Annotated in this window: 14 protein-coding genes and 3 pseudogenes; 11 read left to right on the top strand and 6 right to left on the bottom strand. The window is 57.9% G+C overall.

Translation table 11 applies throughout. The features are described from left to right. Nucleotides 1-89 precede the first annotated feature (89 nt). Nucleotides 90-1,112: pseudogene (locus tag GKR99_16445) on the bottom strand (TRAP transporter large permease subunit). Between GKR99_16445 and GKR99_16450 the strand changes: the two are divergent. The 3 genes and pseudogenes from GKR99_16450 (at nt 1,112) to GKR99_16460 (ending at nt 3,709) form a co-directional block, all read left to right on the top strand. Continuing rightward, nucleotides 1,112-2,134 (top strand): annotated as a pseudogene (locus GKR99_16450) (3-isopropylmalate dehydratase large subunit). The pseudogenes GKR99_16445 and GKR99_16450 overlap by 1 nt on opposite strands. Next, nucleotides 2,131-2,751: a 3-isopropylmalate dehydratase small subunit gene (gene leuD, locus GKR99_16455; protein NKB29049.1), complete on the top strand. Its 621-nt coding sequence runs from the start codon at nt 2,131-2,133 to the stop codon at nt 2,749-2,751. Before GKR99_16450 ends, leuD begins: the two are co-directional and overlap by 4 nt. A 19-nt stretch (nt 2,752-2,770) precedes the next feature. Continuing rightward, nucleotides 2,771-3,709 (top strand): LysR family transcriptional regulator, encoded by a 939-nt coding sequence (locus GKR99_16460; GenBank protein NKB29050.1) that lies wholly within the window; start codon nt 2,771-2,773, stop codon nt 3,707-3,709. A gap of 219 nt (nt 3,710-3,928) precedes the next feature. Here the strand turns inward: GKR99_16460 and GKR99_16465 are convergent, their stop codons facing one another. Next, entirely contained in the window at nt 3,929-4,111 is a 183-nt protein-coding gene (locus GKR99_16465) for a hypothetical protein (protein NKB29051.1), read from the bottom strand. Between the two features lie 152 nt (nt 4,112-4,263). Continuing rightward, on the bottom strand, nt 4,264-4,440 hold the full coding sequence (locus GKR99_16470) for a hypothetical protein (protein ID NKB29052.1): 177 nt from the start codon (nt 4,438-4,440) through the stop codon (nt 4,264-4,266). Between GKR99_16470 and GKR99_16475 the strand changes: the two genes are divergently transcribed. Both GKR99_16475 and GKR99_16480 read left to right on the top strand, forming a co-directional pair. Beyond that, nucleotides 4,430-4,723, top strand: coding sequence for a hypothetical protein (locus GKR99_16475; GenBank protein ID NKB29053.1), 294 nt, complete (start codon nt 4,430-4,432; stop codon nt 4,721-4,723). The two genes, GKR99_16470 and GKR99_16475, sit on opposite strands and share 11 nt — an antisense overlap. Nucleotides 4,724-4,904: 181 nt before the next feature. Next, entirely contained in the window at nt 4,905-5,087 is a 183-nt protein-coding gene (locus GKR99_16480; GenBank protein ID NKB29054.1) for a hypothetical protein, read from the top strand. Nucleotides 5,088-5,265: 178 nt separating this feature from the next. Here the strand turns inward: GKR99_16480 and GKR99_16485 are convergent, their stop codons facing one another. Further along, the gene (locus GKR99_16485) at nt 5,266-6,180 is read right to left on the bottom strand and encodes a dienelactone hydrolase family protein (protein NKB29055.1); all 915 of its coding nucleotides are present in this window, start codon (nt 6,178-6,180) and stop codon (nt 5,266-5,268) included. A gap of 531 nt (nt 6,181-6,711) precedes the next feature. On the opposite strand from GKR99_16485, the gene GKR99_16490 reads away from it, so the two are divergent. After that, complete coding sequence (locus GKR99_16490) at nt 6,712-8,487, top strand: 2,4-dichlorophenol 6-monooxygenase (GenBank protein ID NKB29056.1); 1,776 nt, start codon at nt 6,712-6,714, stop codon at nt 8,485-8,487. On the opposite strand, the pseudogene GKR99_16495 reads toward GKR99_16490, so the two are convergent. Further along, nucleotides 8,459-9,417, bottom strand: a pseudogene (locus tag GKR99_16495) (IS630 family transposase). The gene GKR99_16490 and the pseudogene GKR99_16495 overlap by 29 nt on opposite strands. A 342-nt stretch (nt 9,418-9,759) precedes the next feature. Further along, complete coding sequence (locus GKR99_16500) at nt 9,760-10,563, bottom strand: helix-turn-helix domain-containing protein (GenBank protein NKB29057.1); 804 nt, start codon at nt 10,561-10,563, stop codon at nt 9,760-9,762. 168 nt (nt 10,564-10,731) lie between these two features. On the opposite strand from GKR99_16500, the gene GKR99_16505 reads away from it, so the two are divergent. The 5 genes from GKR99_16505 to GKR99_16525 are packed head-to-tail and all read left to right on the top strand — an operon-like array spanning nt 10,732 to nt 14,896. Then, a complete protein-coding gene (locus GKR99_16505; GenBank protein ID NKB29058.1) occupies nt 10,732-11,520 on the top strand; it encodes a cyclase family protein in 789 nt (262 codons plus the stop codon). Then, a complete protein-coding gene (locus tag GKR99_16510) occupies nt 11,520-11,867 on the top strand; it encodes a cupin domain-containing protein (protein ID NKB29059.1) in 348 nt (115 codons plus the stop codon). The genes GKR99_16505 and GKR99_16510 overlap by 1 nt, the downstream gene beginning before the upstream one ends. After that, on the top strand, nt 11,867-12,655 hold the full coding sequence (locus GKR99_16515) for an SDR family oxidoreductase (GenBank protein ID NKB29060.1): 789 nt from the start codon (nt 11,867-11,869) through the stop codon (nt 12,653-12,655). Before GKR99_16510 ends, GKR99_16515 begins: the two co-directional genes overlap by 1 nt. Further along, complete coding sequence (locus tag GKR99_16520; protein NKB29061.1) at nt 12,652-13,578, top strand: 3-hydroxyacyl-CoA dehydrogenase family protein; 927 nt, start codon at nt 12,652-12,654, stop codon at nt 13,576-13,578. The genes GKR99_16515 and GKR99_16520 overlap by 4 nt, the downstream gene beginning before the upstream one ends. 40 nt (nt 13,579-13,618) lie before the next feature. Then, nucleotides 13,619-14,896 carry an ABC transporter substrate-binding protein gene (locus GKR99_16525; protein ID NKB29062.1) on the top strand — a complete coding sequence of 426 codons (1,278 nt, stop codon included), beginning with the start codon at nt 13,619-13,621 and terminating at the stop codon, nt 14,894-14,896. Nucleotides 14,897-14,906: the final 10 nt, after the last annotated feature.

Here is a 14,906-nt window from a genome sequence, read left to right on the forward strand (position 1 = left end):
GCCATCCAGCCACTTCGGAACTGCGTCTCTCGACCCAACATCGATTTGCTAAAAAAAACGACCTTTTCCGTCATCAGAATCAGAATAATCTACTGCAAAATAATCTCTGGTCCCATGAAAGTGTTTGGCAGGAATGTCGATATCCAGGGCACATATGTCACGATGATCAGAAAGACGAAGAGCACCGCGAGGAATGGCAGAGCTGCGCGCACGACCGACATCATTGGCATGCCGGCAACGCCAGAGGTTACGAATAGGTTTAGCCCCACCGGCGGCGTGATCATCCCGATCTCCATATTCACGACCATAATGATGCCCAGGTGAATGGGGTCGATGCCAAGCTCGATAGCGATCGGGAAGACCAGGGGTGCCACGATAACAAGCAGGCCCGAAGGCTCCATGAACTGACCACCGATCAAGAGAATGATGTTCACGACAATCAGGAACATCACCGGGCCGAAGCCTGCATCCAGCATGGCACCGGCGACCTTTTGCGGAATCTGCTCGTCGGTCAGAACATGTTTCAGTATCAGGGCATTGGCGATAACGAACAGAAGTGTCACCGTCAGTTTGCCCGCATCGAACAGTGTGCGCTGCGTGTCGGGGTGCACAACCGCCGTGAACAGCGCCCAGGGTTTGTGTCGCAGTGGCGTCGGATCGCCCAGCGGTGCATCCGTGACCATTGCGGCAGACAGGCTTTGGGCCCGTGGCGCGGCGAGCGGTCCCATGTCTTTGTAGATGAACGTTGCGATGAAAAACGCATAGATCGCAGCAACGGCCGCGGCTTCGGTCGGCGTAAAGATGCCGCCATATATGCCGCCCAGAATGATGACGATCAGGAACAGACCCCAACCTGCCTCGCGTCCGGAAGCAAAGATTTCGCCCCAGCCTTTCCATTCGCCCTTGGGCAGGTTCTTGACCCGGGCGATCAGATAGATCGTGACCATCAGCATGAACCCGGCCAGCAGCCCGGGAATGACCCCGGCAAGGAACATCCGCCCAACCGACACCTCAACCGAGGCCGCATAGACCACCATGACGATCGAGGGTGGGATCAGGATGCCGAGCGTGCCTGCGTTACAGATCACGCCCGCCGCGAATTCCTTGGAATATGCTGATTGCTTGCGGCGACAGCCATACGACCACTTACGGGGCCTACGGCGCTTTGGGCTTTGGAATCGGCACCTCGGAAGTGGAACATGTGCTGGCAACCCAGACGCTGCGCTACAAACGCATGAAAACCTTGCGCGTCTCTGTCGAAGGAGAAACGGCCCCCGGTGTCACGGCTAAGGATATCATCATGAAGGTCGTGCAGGTCGTTGGTGCAGGGGGGGCCAATGGATACGCGGTGGAGTTTGCAGGCTCTGCCATTCGCGGCCTCGATATGGCCGGGCGAATGACCGTCTGCAATATGGCGGTTGAGCTGGGTGCCCGTGCGGCGTTGATTGCTGCCGATGAAACCACCAAAGCGGCGTTGCAGGGTCACGCCCACAGCGGTCAGTTTGCTTTCAATGGCGAAACTTGGGTTAGCGATCCAGACGCCAAATTTGATGAAGAATTCACCATTTCAGGGTCCGATATCGAACCCCTGATCACCTGGGGCACAAGCCCGGATCAGTCGGTTCCGATCACGGCGAATGTGCCGGTTGCGACGGACTATATCTCGCCCAAGGCCAAAGCTGCGCTGGAACGGTCGCTTCACTACATGGGGCTGTCCGAAGGGCAATCGGCCCAGTCGATCAAGATCGACACAGCCTTCATCGGCTCTTGCACCAACTCTCGCATCGAAGACCTGCGTGAGGCTGCAAAAATACTGGAGGGGCGGACAGTGGCGGCGGGCGTTGAAGCCATCGTGGTGCCGGGGTCCGCCATGACGCGCCTTAAGGCCGAAGCCGAAGGCCTGCGTGCCATTTTTGAGGTCGCCGGGTTCGAATGGCGACCCGAGGCGGGCTGTTCGATGTGTCTGGCGATGAACGACGACATCGCCATGGATGGCGAAAGGGTCGCCTCTTCCACCAACCGAAATTTCGAGGGGCGACAGGGGCGCGGCGCGCGCACGCACCTGATGTCGCCTGCGATGGTCGCAGCGGCAGCCGTTGCCGGGCATTTGGCTGACGTGCGTGATTTCAAATGAATGACAAGCAAATGACCAAAACGATCAAAGGGATCGCAGCGCCATTGCCGCTGGCCAATGTTGATACCGACGTGATCATGCCCAAGCGGTTTCTGATCACGATCACACGCGAAGGATTGGCTGACGGCACATTTGCCGACCTGCGTTTCGACAACGAAGGACACAAGCGTCCCGAATTCATCCTGAACAAAGCGCCTTGGACGCGGGCCAGTATTCTGATCGTTGGCGACAATTTCGGCTGTGGATCCAGCCGCGAGCATGCCGTCTGGGGCCTACGCCAGCTTGGGTTTGATGCCTGCATCGGGACCAGTTTCGCCGGGATTTTCTACGACAACGCCCGCAAGAATGGCCTGGCATTGCCGGTCGTTTCTCCGGAAATCCGGGACGCGCTGCTCCAAATCGCCAGCGACATAAAGGGTGCTGAGATAACGATTAACCTCGATGCCCGAATGATAATAGCAGGCGAACTGTCGGAACCTTTCGACATGGACGATGCCACGCGAACGTCGCTGATCCGAGGCCGCGATGATACGCTGGACTCGTTGGAACATGCGACTGCGATCCGCAAATTTGAGGCCGCAATGGACATCGGCATGCGGGTAAGCGTTATCAAATAGACGAACGAAAGGGTGCGGTTTGGACATCAGACAGTTGGAATGCTTCGTCGCCGTCGCGGAAGAACTGCACTTCCGACGCGCAGGCGAACGTTTAGGGCTGAGCCAATCCGCTTTGTCCGAACGCGTCTCTGCTTTGGAACACGAACTTGGCGCCCGGCTATTTTTCAGAACGACCCGTCAGGTCAGTCTGACCCAGGCCGGATCAGAGTTCGTTCAGGATGCGAAAAGGGTCCTTGCCGATATCGAAAAGTCGGTCTCCAATGTGCGCCACACCGCCGAGTCCGACCTGCGCCACATCCGCGTCAGCGGCGTCGATGAGGCGATTTCGATGCTGCTGCCCAAGGCTCTCCTCGCGTTTCGCCGGGTCGATCCGAAGGTTCATGTGCAGGTCTTGGAGATCTCGTCGTCTGAACAGCACGCGCAAGAGTTGATCGCGCATCGGACGGATGTGGCCTTTGTGCGAACACCTCAGAAAGACGAGTTCATTACCAGCGAACTTCTGCACCGGCAGCCAATTGTCGTGGTCCTTGCCGATACCAACCCACTTGCAGGCGCGGCATCCCTGTCGGCGTCCGATATCGCCGACCAACCGATCGTGGGCTATCCCAAGCACGCGCGCCCGATCCTGCACGAGGCATTGTGGAGCGGTTTCAGGAAGATCGGCGCACAACCCAACATCGTCTGCGAGATCATCGACAAGTCCACGATGCTGCAATTCGTCACCCAGGGCCTCGGCATTTCGTTGGTTCCAGCCTGGGTAAAGAACATAGCCCCAAAAGGTGTTTCCTTCGTTCCGTTTGAACCATGCGAAAACCAGATCGAACTATACGTTGCGTTTCGAAAGTCCGGGAACTCTGACACCGTGGAAAGATTCGTAGACACGGTAAGGTCAACCGCAGTGAACCACGACCAGCTGACGTCGGCAGCATCACCTTTGGAATGCAATTCCAGATACTGAAGTTTGGCATCCTGGGCCACATTACCCGCGGTGGTCGATTAATCGCCGCGGGCCCAAAGAACCGCTCCACAGCCTATCGCATTCAGGGGGGCAGCCATGAAGCTAATTAGAGCGTGTCGCCCCTGATGTGATTCAGGATTCCCTTGATGCCTGATGTGTGATTCCCTGTGTCAGAGGCAGATATGGGGGCGTCAGATGGGCAAGCCACATCCTATGGCACTACGAAAGCGGGTCGTCGGCTTCGTTGACGAAGGCAATTCGCACCGGGACGCCCGCCAGCCCGCCCGCGATATAGACCGGATCGCGCCAGGCGAGCAGCGGACTGCGCATCGCCGCAGCGATAGGGACAAAAACGATTATTGCGACGACGGCCCAGATCAAACCAAATCGGACCCTGCTCATCACGGCGAACCCAATTCGTCAGACTGGCTGAAGGCCGAAGTGCGCCTCCAGGCCGATTGTGTTGAAAAACTCCGTTTTAGGGCCTGAACGATGATTTTTCTTTCCATGCAGCCCGATCCTAAATTTTTGGCGCGGGGGTCGGCCCAAATCGCCTACATGCGCTCACGCGCAGCCATGCGCTGTCTCGTGGTCAAAGCTTTCCGACTATTTCGCTTCATAGGTTTTCGCAAGAAATCCGCGACGCTCTGATTTCGGAGTTTTTCAACACAATCGGCTGTTGTCCTTTGAGCTCGGCATGACCGGACGCAAGAAGACCGATTGGAAGTCACCGCTGTCATACGCGAGATGGCCGTGCGGTTGGCCAAAGGCAGGAACAATCTGCGGCATCTCAAGCCGGAATACACCATTCGCGTCTGTAAGCGTTGCACCATGGCTGTGCGGGTCACGTTCGTGCCCTTCGGTCGTGTGTGCCCATATCTGGATGCGCTGACCCGCAAGCAGAGCCCCATCGCCCGCGCGACGCACGGTGCCGGACATCCAGAAACCACCGCCACCGATCCTGTCCACGATTGGCGCACCAGGAATGTAGTTGTTATCTCCGCCGCGCATTGAACCTGTTGGTGCTAGACCTTTTGCGATAGCCGGAAAAAACAGCCCCGAAAGTCCGGTCGCCACCAGGGCGCCGCCTGAGGCGAGAAGTGTACGGCGGGTAAACAGCGCTGTGGCCATTTGGGGTTCTCCTACCGGCTATGAACTTTGGCCCAACCATGCAGACCGAAAGCAACCTGAACCGATGCATTGCGCTTGCGCAAGCAATTCCGATTTAAGGGAAACGAAGCGCGCGATAATCTGTGCCGATTGTGTTGAAAAACTCCGAAATCAGAGCGTCGCGGATTTCTTGCGAAAACCTATGAAGCGAAATAGTCGGAAAGCTTTGACCACGAGACAGCGCATGGCTGCGCGTGAGCGCATGTAGGCGATTTGGGCCGACCCCCGCGCCAAAAATTTAGGATCGGGCTGCATGGAAAGAAAAATCATCGTTCAGGCCCTAAAACGGAGTTTTTCAACACAATCTGCCCACAACTTTGTGATGGCGTTCTGGCGGCCCACTGCTGCAGTGCACCGGCCACGCAAACTACCCCGGCGCACCCTATTCAGGCTGCGAGGTAAGTCCGGAACCATGCGATCATGCGACGTTCCGCAAGCTTGGCCGCAGCTTCATCGTATCTCGGCGTCGTATCGTTGTGGAAACCGTGGTTCACACCGGGATAGATATGTGCCTCATAGCGCTTGTCGTTCTCTTCCATAGCCTTCTGAAACGGAGGCCACATCGCGTTGATGCGCCGATCGAGCGCGGCCAACTGTATCATCAATGGCGCGTCAATTCCGGCGACCTGCTCTGCGTCCGGAAACGAGCCGTAGAAGGGCACGCCTGCGGCCATGTCGGGATAGGCTGCCGCCAACCGGTTGACGACGCCACCGCCGTAACAAAAGCCAGTCGCGCCAACCTTTCCATTCGTCCCGTCAATCGCCTGGAGATATTCAAAGCCGGCGAAAAAGTCGTTTAGCAACGCCGCTTGATCCAGCGTCCGCTGCATTTCCCGACCCTGATCATCGGTGCCTGGATACCCCCCGAGCGATGACAGGCCATCCGGGCCCATGGCCACGAACCCGGCCTTTCCAAGACGTCGGACAACATCGCGGATATAGGGATTGAGACCCCGGTTCTCATGGACGACAAGCACAGCCGCTGGCGGACGGTCGGGGTTGATCTCTTTCGGGCGGACAAGATAGGCGGTGATTTCGCCAGTTCCGTTGGGACTTTGATAGACGATGTCTTCGCCTTCAATTTCCGGATCGTCCTCGGCGACTTGTTGCGCCAATGCGTAGTTCGGCGAGAGCGTGCTGAGGATCGCAGCTGCCGTTAGGCCACCGACAGCCCACTTGCCAGCGCCTTCCAGAAACTGCCGCTTCGAGATATTGCCATGCACATAGTAATCGTAGAGATCAAGTAAATCCTGGTCGAAGTCTGCGGCAGTCAGACGACGTGTTGGCGTGTGATTGTTCATTGCGTTTCCTCCATGTCCAGAATCCGAGCCCAGCTCTTGTGGCGTTTGAGTACGGTAAAATGGTTTCTACCAAGAGCTTGTGCCGCGAGTTCCATTAGCTATCAGAGCGTTCGGATGAGCCGCTCTGCCTACAGCCGGAATTTCGATATGCCGATATTGGTGCATCACGCGGCATCTGTCAAAACCGGCCGATTGTGTTGAAAAACTCCGAAATCAGAGCGTCGCGGATTTCTTGCGAAAACCTATGAAGCGAAATAGTCGGAAAGCTTTGACCACGAGACAGCGCATGGCTGCGCGTGAGCGCATGTAGGCGATTTGGGCCGACCCCCGCGCCAAAAATTTAGGATCGGGCTGCATGGAAAGAAAAATCATCGTTCAGGCCCTAAAACGGAGTTTTTCAACACAATCGGCCCATTCAAAACTGTCCTGGTATTCTGGCGTCGATCAAAATTCGCCAGAAAACCCAACGCATCAGCTTGCGTAGTTGAGCCAAAATCGTGCACCTTCCGAAACAGTCTTGGGGAGTTTCAATTGCCTGATATTTCAACCGACGTTCTGATCATCGGAACAGGACCGGCAGGGTCATCTTCTGCGGCTTTGCTGTCCACTTACGGCATCGAAAATATGATCATCAACCGCTATCGCTGGCTTGCCAATACGCCGCGCGCGCATATCACCAACCAGCGTACCATGGAGGTGTTGCGCGATCTTGGCAAAGAGGTTGAGGGCGAAGCCTATTTGCACGCGACGCCACAGGAATTGATGGGCAACAATGTCTTTTGCGAAAGCCTGGCGGGCGAGGAAATCGGCCGCATGCGCAGCTGGGGCACGTATCCGAATTCCAAGGCCGAGCATTTGCTGTCGTCGCCGACGTTCATGAATGACCTGCCGCAGACCTTCATGGAACCTCTGTTGTTCACCACGGCCTGCAAGCGAGGTACCCAGGCCAGGATGAGTACGGAGTACCTGCACCATGAACAGGATAGCGAGGGCGTTACGACCACGTGTCTGGATCGACTGACGGGCAAGAAGTTAACGATCCGCAGCAAATTCCTCATCGGTGCTGATGGTGGTAATTCTCTGGTAGCCGAGAACGAAGACCTGCCGATTGAGGGCAAGATGGGCGTTGGCGGCTCGATGAACATTCTGTTCCGGGCAGATCTATCCAAGTACGTCGAGCATCGGCCCAGTGTGCTCTATTGGATAATGCAGCCCGGCGCGGATGTGGGTGGCATTGGCATGGGCTTGGTCCGGATGATCCGGCCCTGGAACGAATGGCTGATCGTCTGGGGTTATGACATCAATGAACGGGCCCCGGTGGTAGACGATGCGATGGCGACATCGGTAGCGCGTCAGCTGGTGGGCGATCCCGAGCTAGAGATTGAGCTGCTGTCAGCCAACACCTGGACCGTTAACGATGCTTATGCGGCTCGACTTTCTAAGGGTCGGGTTTTCATCATGGGCGACGCAGCGCACCGGCATCCACCTTCAAACGGCCTCGGGTCGAATACGTCAATCCAGGATGCGTTCAACTTGTGCTGGAAACTGGCGTCCGTGTTGAAGGGACAGGCCGGAGAGGCACTGCTGGAGAGTTATGACACCGAACGTGCGCCAATTGCCAAGCAGATCGTGAACCGCGCCAACCAATCAATCGGCGAATTCGGTCCTATTTTTGAGGCGCTCGGTATGACCGGCGGGGCGGATGTCGAGAAGATCAAGGCCAACATGGATGCCCGCTGTGGCACCGGAGCGGATGCCGAGGTTCAGCGGGACGCGCTCAACAAAGCCATTGCCTTCAAAGTTTACGAATTCGACGCCCACGGGGTCGAGATGAACCAGCGCTATCGCTCGGACGCGATTGTCGGGGACGGATCGGCGGAACCGGATTTCGAAAAGGATGCCGAGCTACACTATCACCCGACCACTTGGCCTGGTGCACGGCTGCCGCATGTCTGGTTGTTTGACGGGAATGGCGCGAAGCATTCCACGCTTGATCTGGCAGGCGGCGGGGCATTTACCGTGTTCACGGGGTTGGGCGGTCAAGACTGGATATCCGCCGCAGAGGCCGCGTCAAAGGCATTGGGTATCGAGATCCGCGCCCACATGATCGGTCCACGTCAAGAGTATGTCGATCATACCGGCGATTGGGCGCGGATCCGCGAAATTGGTGATACCGGGTGTTTATTGGTACGCCCGGATCAGCACGTTTGCTGGCGTTCTGAAAAGATGATCGATGATCCGGCCCTGAAAATGCAGCGGGTGCTAAAGCGTTTCGACATTAACCTGAGACATATCCGGCGGCCTTAAAGTAGTTCCAGCATTCTACTGGGTCGTAGAGATCGCAGATTGCTCCGATTGCTTCGAAGACCTGGGTAAAGGACCTGGCCCCGATCCGTCGCAAATGGGCTTTCAGTTTAGAGAAGGCCTGCTCGATGGGATTCAGGTCGGGCGAGTACGGTGGCAGGTAAAGGAACCAGCAGCCGTGATTGCGTAAAGCCTGCGTCGCCTCCTTATTCCGGTGGGTTGCCAGGTTGTCGAGAATGACGACAGTGCCGGGGTTGATCTCGGGGACCAGCACTTCGCGGATGTAGGCCGCGAAGGCGGGGCCATCTATCGCTCCCTTGATGACCCAAGGTGCGATCAGCGCGCCTTGGGTCAGGCCCGCGATCAAGGTTTGGGTTCCCCAGCTTCCGAAGAGCGCATCCATCGTCAGGCGCTTACCGCGCTTGGCTCTGCCGCGTAGGCGCGTGAGGTTTGTCTTCACTGCGGTTTCGTCAATAAAGACAACGCGCTCAGGAAAGGTCGCAATGGCTGGCGAGCGGTATCTGAACCAGTCGGCCCGTTGCTGCCTTACCTTGGCGCGGCGGCGCTCGGTTGCGACCAGCGACTTTTTTTGTACGTGAAGCCGAGCCGGGACAGAAGGTTGGCGATGGAGGAGTGATGCACCCGCACACCCTCTGCATCGGCCAGCGCATTACGCAACTCAAAGAGCGTGATGTCAGGGTCTTGTGCGATCAACTCCTCAAAGAATTCCCGATGCGGAGCCAGCTTTCCCTTGCCGCGCGGCGGTCCCTGCCGGGCAGGTTCCGCATGACCCTTCATCCTCACCTGACGCGCCCACCGCGCGCCTGTGGCAGGCGACAGCTTCAACCGCAACGCCGCCGCGCGCCCGCTCAACCCTTCTTCAATGTATCTCTGAAACCGTATCCGAAGCGCAGATGGCAAAGGTGCTGACATGATCCATCCTCCCAAACAGGATGAATCACAGATCAGGTCTCAAGGGAATCCCTCGCGATTCAGGTTCAAGCCGAAACGCTTTAAAATGCATTTTGGCCGATTGTGTTGAAAAACTCCGAAATCAGAGCGTCGCGGATTTCTTGCGAAAACCTATGAAGCGAAATAGTCGGAAAGCTTTGACCACGAGACAGCGCATGGCTGCGCGTGAGCGCATGTAGGCGATTTGGGCCGACCCCCGCGCCAAAAATTTAGGATCGGGCTGCATGGAAAGAAAAATCATCGTTCAGGCCCTAAAACGGAGTTTTTCAACACAATCGGCCAGATAGCGACATTCGATAATCCCTATCCCGGCAATTCCAGCGTTTTCTCGATGTGCCTGGCCGTCTTTGCCAAAGCAGTTTCGACATTCTGACGAATGGCCCCAAATCGTGTTGATGGCACCGGCACGGAAATCGCATGGATGTCGCCTGAAGCATCTTCGAAAGCGAATCCCATCGCCGAGATCCCCGGGGTATGTTCGTCAAGATCATAGGCCAGCCCACCGGCCTTAATATCCGCCAACATGCTACGGAAGCTGGCGATGTCGCTTTCGTTCCCGCGACGCTCCCATTCATCGCGTATCAGTTTCTCGGCCTTTGCATCCGGTAGTCGGGCCAAGCAGGCGCGCCCATTTGCCGTTGTGGTTAGGGGAAATACCTCACCGACGGATGAAATCGTGCGTAGTCTGTGCGTCCCCGGCACTTGGTCAAGGAAGATCATCCCTGCACCGCGTAAGACCGACAGGTCGGCAGTCTCGCCCGTTTCCTGGGTCAACTCGCTCAGCAACAGGCGGCAACGCTCGACAATGTTGTAATGGGTCGCTTCGGCTAGGGCGGTCACCTCGGGGCCAAGGCGAAATCCCCGCCCGGACGTGTCAGAAATAACAAGCCGTTCGGCCTGCAATGCGCCGACGATTCTCTGCACTGTTGAGCGTGGCAGACCCGCGACCTCTGCGATCTGACCAAGGCTCAGACCTGAGTGATCTGTCTTCAAAACCCGCAGAATTGCTGCGGCGCGCGCGATAACTTGAATGCCATGGCGATTGGTTTTTTGTTCAGATTCAGTCATTTGCCTCACAATCCGCATGATACACACGACAATAGACATGATTTCAAACTGCACCGCAATACGGTACAAATAAATCGCATTGTGGTTTTTCGTTGACGGATGTCCGGTTGCGTTGCACCATCCTCATCAGAAAAGCATCGCGCTGAGGGAGGCACGAAAATGGTGGAAATTCGCGGTATCGAGTTTCAGGGAAATCTCGACAACGACATGGGACTGGAGTTCACCAACCTCAGCCACCGCTTCGGGTACCAATGCCCGAACTGGCCGTATTTCAAAGACGTCGCGATTGAACGAAAGCACTATATGGCCAAGTCCGGCGTGCTGTCTCAGACCATAACCACGACAATGCACGTGACCACCCATATCGATGCACCCGCCCATGTCGTGCAGGGGACACCTTTCATCGACGAGGTGCCTCTGCCGCATTTCTTCGGCTCGGGCCTTGTCGTGTCGATCCCGAAAAAGAAGTGGGAGCAGATTACCGGCGAGGATCTGGAAAAAGCCTGCGGTCACGCGATCCGCAAGGGCGATGTGCTGATCATCAACACCGGTTGGCACAAGCAATATGAAGACGGGGATTACTTCGCCTATTGCCCCGGCCTTGTGCCGTCTGCGGCCGAATGGATCATCGAAAAGGGCATCAAGGTTGTCGGCCACGACACCCAGGCCAATGATCACCCGCTGGCCACGGCCATTGGCCCGCAGCGAAATGGCCCGATCCTGCCGCACCTTGAAGCGGAATACCTCGAATGGTCCGGCGGCATTCCCTGGGATGAAGCCTTCCCGGAGTGGGAGCCGGTGCACAATATGCTGTTCAAGAACGGCATCATGGGGATCGAGAACGTCGGCGGCGATCTGGACGCTGTCACCGGCAAGCGCGTGACACTCGCCTTTTTTCCGTGGAACTGGGACCGTGGCGACGGTTGCATTGTCCGACTGGTGGCAATCACCGACAAGAAGCAAGCCTATCGGATCGAGGCCGGAGAGGCATTCTGATGCTGGTCAAACGGTTTGAGGATGCGGAACCCTACGAAGCCCCGAACCACTGGGATGTGAAGGGCCTGCGTCTTCAGGGCTTTGAAGACGGTGGCCCGACGAATCAATGGATGGGCCTGTCGCATTATTTGCCCGGCGGCGGCGCGGGGCCGGATTCGTCGCCAATCGAAAAGCTGTATTTCATTGTCGAAGGCGAATTGACGGTGGTGATTGACGGCACCGAGACCGTGCTGCGGAAATTCGACAGCTGCACCATTCCGGCGGGCGAGGAACGGTTGATCGAAAACCGCAGCAACCACGCGGCAATCATGCTGGTTGTGATGCCCTATTCGCCAGGGGCAACGTAATGCAGAATCCGTTGTCGATGTTTGACGTTTCCGGCAAGACCGCGCTGATTACCGGCGCGTCGGGCGCATTCGGAATGGTTGCCGCGCGGGTGCTGGCGGGCGCTGGCTGCAATCTGGTGCTGGCGGCGGGCAATGCCGATGCGCTGGAAGACATCGCCGCCCAGTGCCGGGATTTGGGCGCAAAGGTCCACACGATAAACGCACGCCCGTCGGATGAGGCGGCTTGTACCCAAATGGCCGATGAGGCCGCCAAGGCGTTCGGGTCGCTCGATATTCTTGTTGTCGCGTCCGGGATGAACAAGGTCGCGCTGATCGAAGATATGGCGCCCGAGACCTTCACCGACGTGATGAATGCAAATGTGACGCAGACATGGCTGATCGCGCGGGCCGCGACGAAGGTGATGAAGGCACAGGGGACGGGCGGCAAGATTGTCCTCGTCTCCTCTGCGCGCGGGTTGTTGGGGCATCCGGCGGGGTACACAGCATATTGCGCTTCGAAAGCGGCGGTTGACGGCATGACCAAGGCGCTGGGGTGCGAGCTTGGGCCGACCGGGATCACCGTCAATGCAATCGCGCCGACGGTGTTCCGATCACCCCTGACCGCCTGGATGTTTGAGGATACCGACAAGGCCAAAGCTGTGCGCGCCGGGTTCCTGGCGCGAGTTCCGAAAGGGCGTCTGGGTGAGCCTGAAGATCTGGCCGGACCGCTGCTGTTCCTCGCCTCCAAAGCGTCGGATTTCTATACCGGGCACATTCTATATGCCGACGGTGGGTATACCGCGGGATGACCAAAGGGCTGCAAACAGCGGTGATCGGCGCGGGCTTGATGGGGCATGGCATCGCGCTGACGCTGGCCCGGGCCGGACATAATGTTGCAATCACCGATCCGGTGCCGGATGCGCTTGCCAGTGTCACAGCGCGGATCACCGACAGCCTGAAACTGCTGGAGGAGCCTGCCGGGAATATTCCGAAAATCCTTAAGAAAATCGCGCTGTGCAATTCGGTTGAAGGGGCAGTCAAGGACGCGGGCTTCGTGATCGAAGCCGCCCCGGAAAAGCTGGACCTGAAGCGGTCGATTTTTTCCGAGATTGAAGCACATGCGCCGACTGATGCGGTGCTGGCCTCCAACACCTCGGTCATCCAAATCTCGAAGATCACCGGTCATCTGGAATCTCGCCACCGGGCGCTTGGCACCCACTGGTGGAACCCGCCGCACATGATCCCGCTGGTCGAGGTGGTGAAAACCGAATGGACCGCACCGGCAGCCGCGCAGGCGATGTTCGATCTGCTGGCCGAGGCCGGAAAAACGCCGGTCATGGTCGAAAAGGACGTGCCGGGGTTCATCGGCAACCGGCTGCAACATGCGCTGTGGCGCGAAGCGGTGTCGCTGGTCGAAAACGGCATCTGCGATGCCGAGGCTGTTGATACGGTCATCAAGGCCAGTTTCGGGCGGCGGCTTGTTGTGCTTGGCCCGCTTGAAAATGCTGATCTGGTCGGAACGGACCTGACGCTGGACATCCACGAAAACGTGCTTGCCGACTTGGAACGCCGGCCCGGCCCATCGCCCTATCTGCAACAATTGGTTTCCGAGGGCCGCCTTGGCATGAAAACCGGCGAAGGTTTTCGCAAATGGGCCGACGGAGATGCCGAGAAAATACGCGACAAAGTCGGTCGCCATCTGCAACAGTTACAGCAGACCTTGGGCGACTGAAAAATCAGACCCACAAAAGGGTCATCATTGGGAGGATGAAATGAAAAAACGACTGAACACCGCAACGCGCCGGGGCTTCCTTGCGGCCTCGACAGCCGCCATTGCTGCACCAGCAATCCTGCGCGGCACCCGCGCTTACGCGCAGAACAAAGGCCTGAAGATCGGCTTCGTCAGCCCCAAGACCGGCCCGCTGGCCGGGTTTGCCGAGGCCGACGATTACATCGTCGAAGGGATCAACGCGACCTTCGCGGGCGGTCTGGAAAACAACGGGTCCAGCTGGGGGGTCGAGATCATTTCGCGCGACAGCCAGTCCAACCCGAACCGTGCCGCCGAAGTGGCCGCCGACCTTATTCTGGGGGATGAGGTTGATATCATCGTCGCCGCCGCAACCCCGGACACCACAAACCCGGTCGCCGATCAGGCCGAGATCAACGAGGTGCCTTGCATCACCACCGACGCGCCCTGGCAGCCCTATTTCTTCGGGCGCAATGGCAACCCGGCCGAGGGCTTCCAAAGCACCTATCACTTCTTCTGGGGGCTAGAGGATGTGATCGGCGTGTTCCTCGATATCTGGGGGCAAAGCGGGGTCGCCAAGAAGGTCGGCGGTCTTTTCCCGAACGACGCGGACGGCAACGCCTGGGGCGATGCAAACCTGGGTCTGCCGACGCCTCTTGCCGCTGCAGGTTACGATCTGGTCGATCCGGGCCGCTATCAGCCTTTGTCGGATGACTTCAGTAACCAGATCGCTGCCTTCCGTGACGCGAATTGCGAGATCGTGACCGGCGTGATGATCCCGCCCGATTTCGGCACCTTCTGGGCACAGTCCGCGCAGCAGGGTTTTGCGCCCAAGGTCGTGACGGTCGGCAAGGCGCTGCTGTTCCCGACCGTGATTGACAGTTACGGCGACCGCGCCGACGGGCTGACGTCCGAGGTGTGGTGGTCACCGCACCACCCGTTCAACTCGTCGCTGACCGGAGCATCGGCACGCGAACTGGCAGACGGCTATGTCGCAGCCACGGGTCGCCCCTGGACGCAGCCGATCGGCTTTAAGCACGCCCTGTTCGAAGTGGCCGCCGATGTCATCAAACGGGCCGAGGATCTTGACGATCCGGAAGCCATCACAGCGGCCATTGCGGCCACCAACCTCGACACCATCGTGGGCAATGTGAACTGGTCCACCGGGCCGGTGAAGAACGTCAGCAAAACGCCCTTGGTCGGCGGGCAATGGCAGAAGGAAGGCGATACTTTCGATCTGAAAATTGTCGCCAATTCTGATCAGCCATCGATCCCGACCACCGGCGAATTGAAGCTGATCTAAAGGCGCTGGC

The organism is Paracoccaceae bacterium (assembly GCA_012103375.1).
In the GTDB taxonomy this organism is placed as follows: Bacteria; Pseudomonadota; Alphaproteobacteria; order Rhodobacterales; family Rhodobacteraceae; genus WLWX01.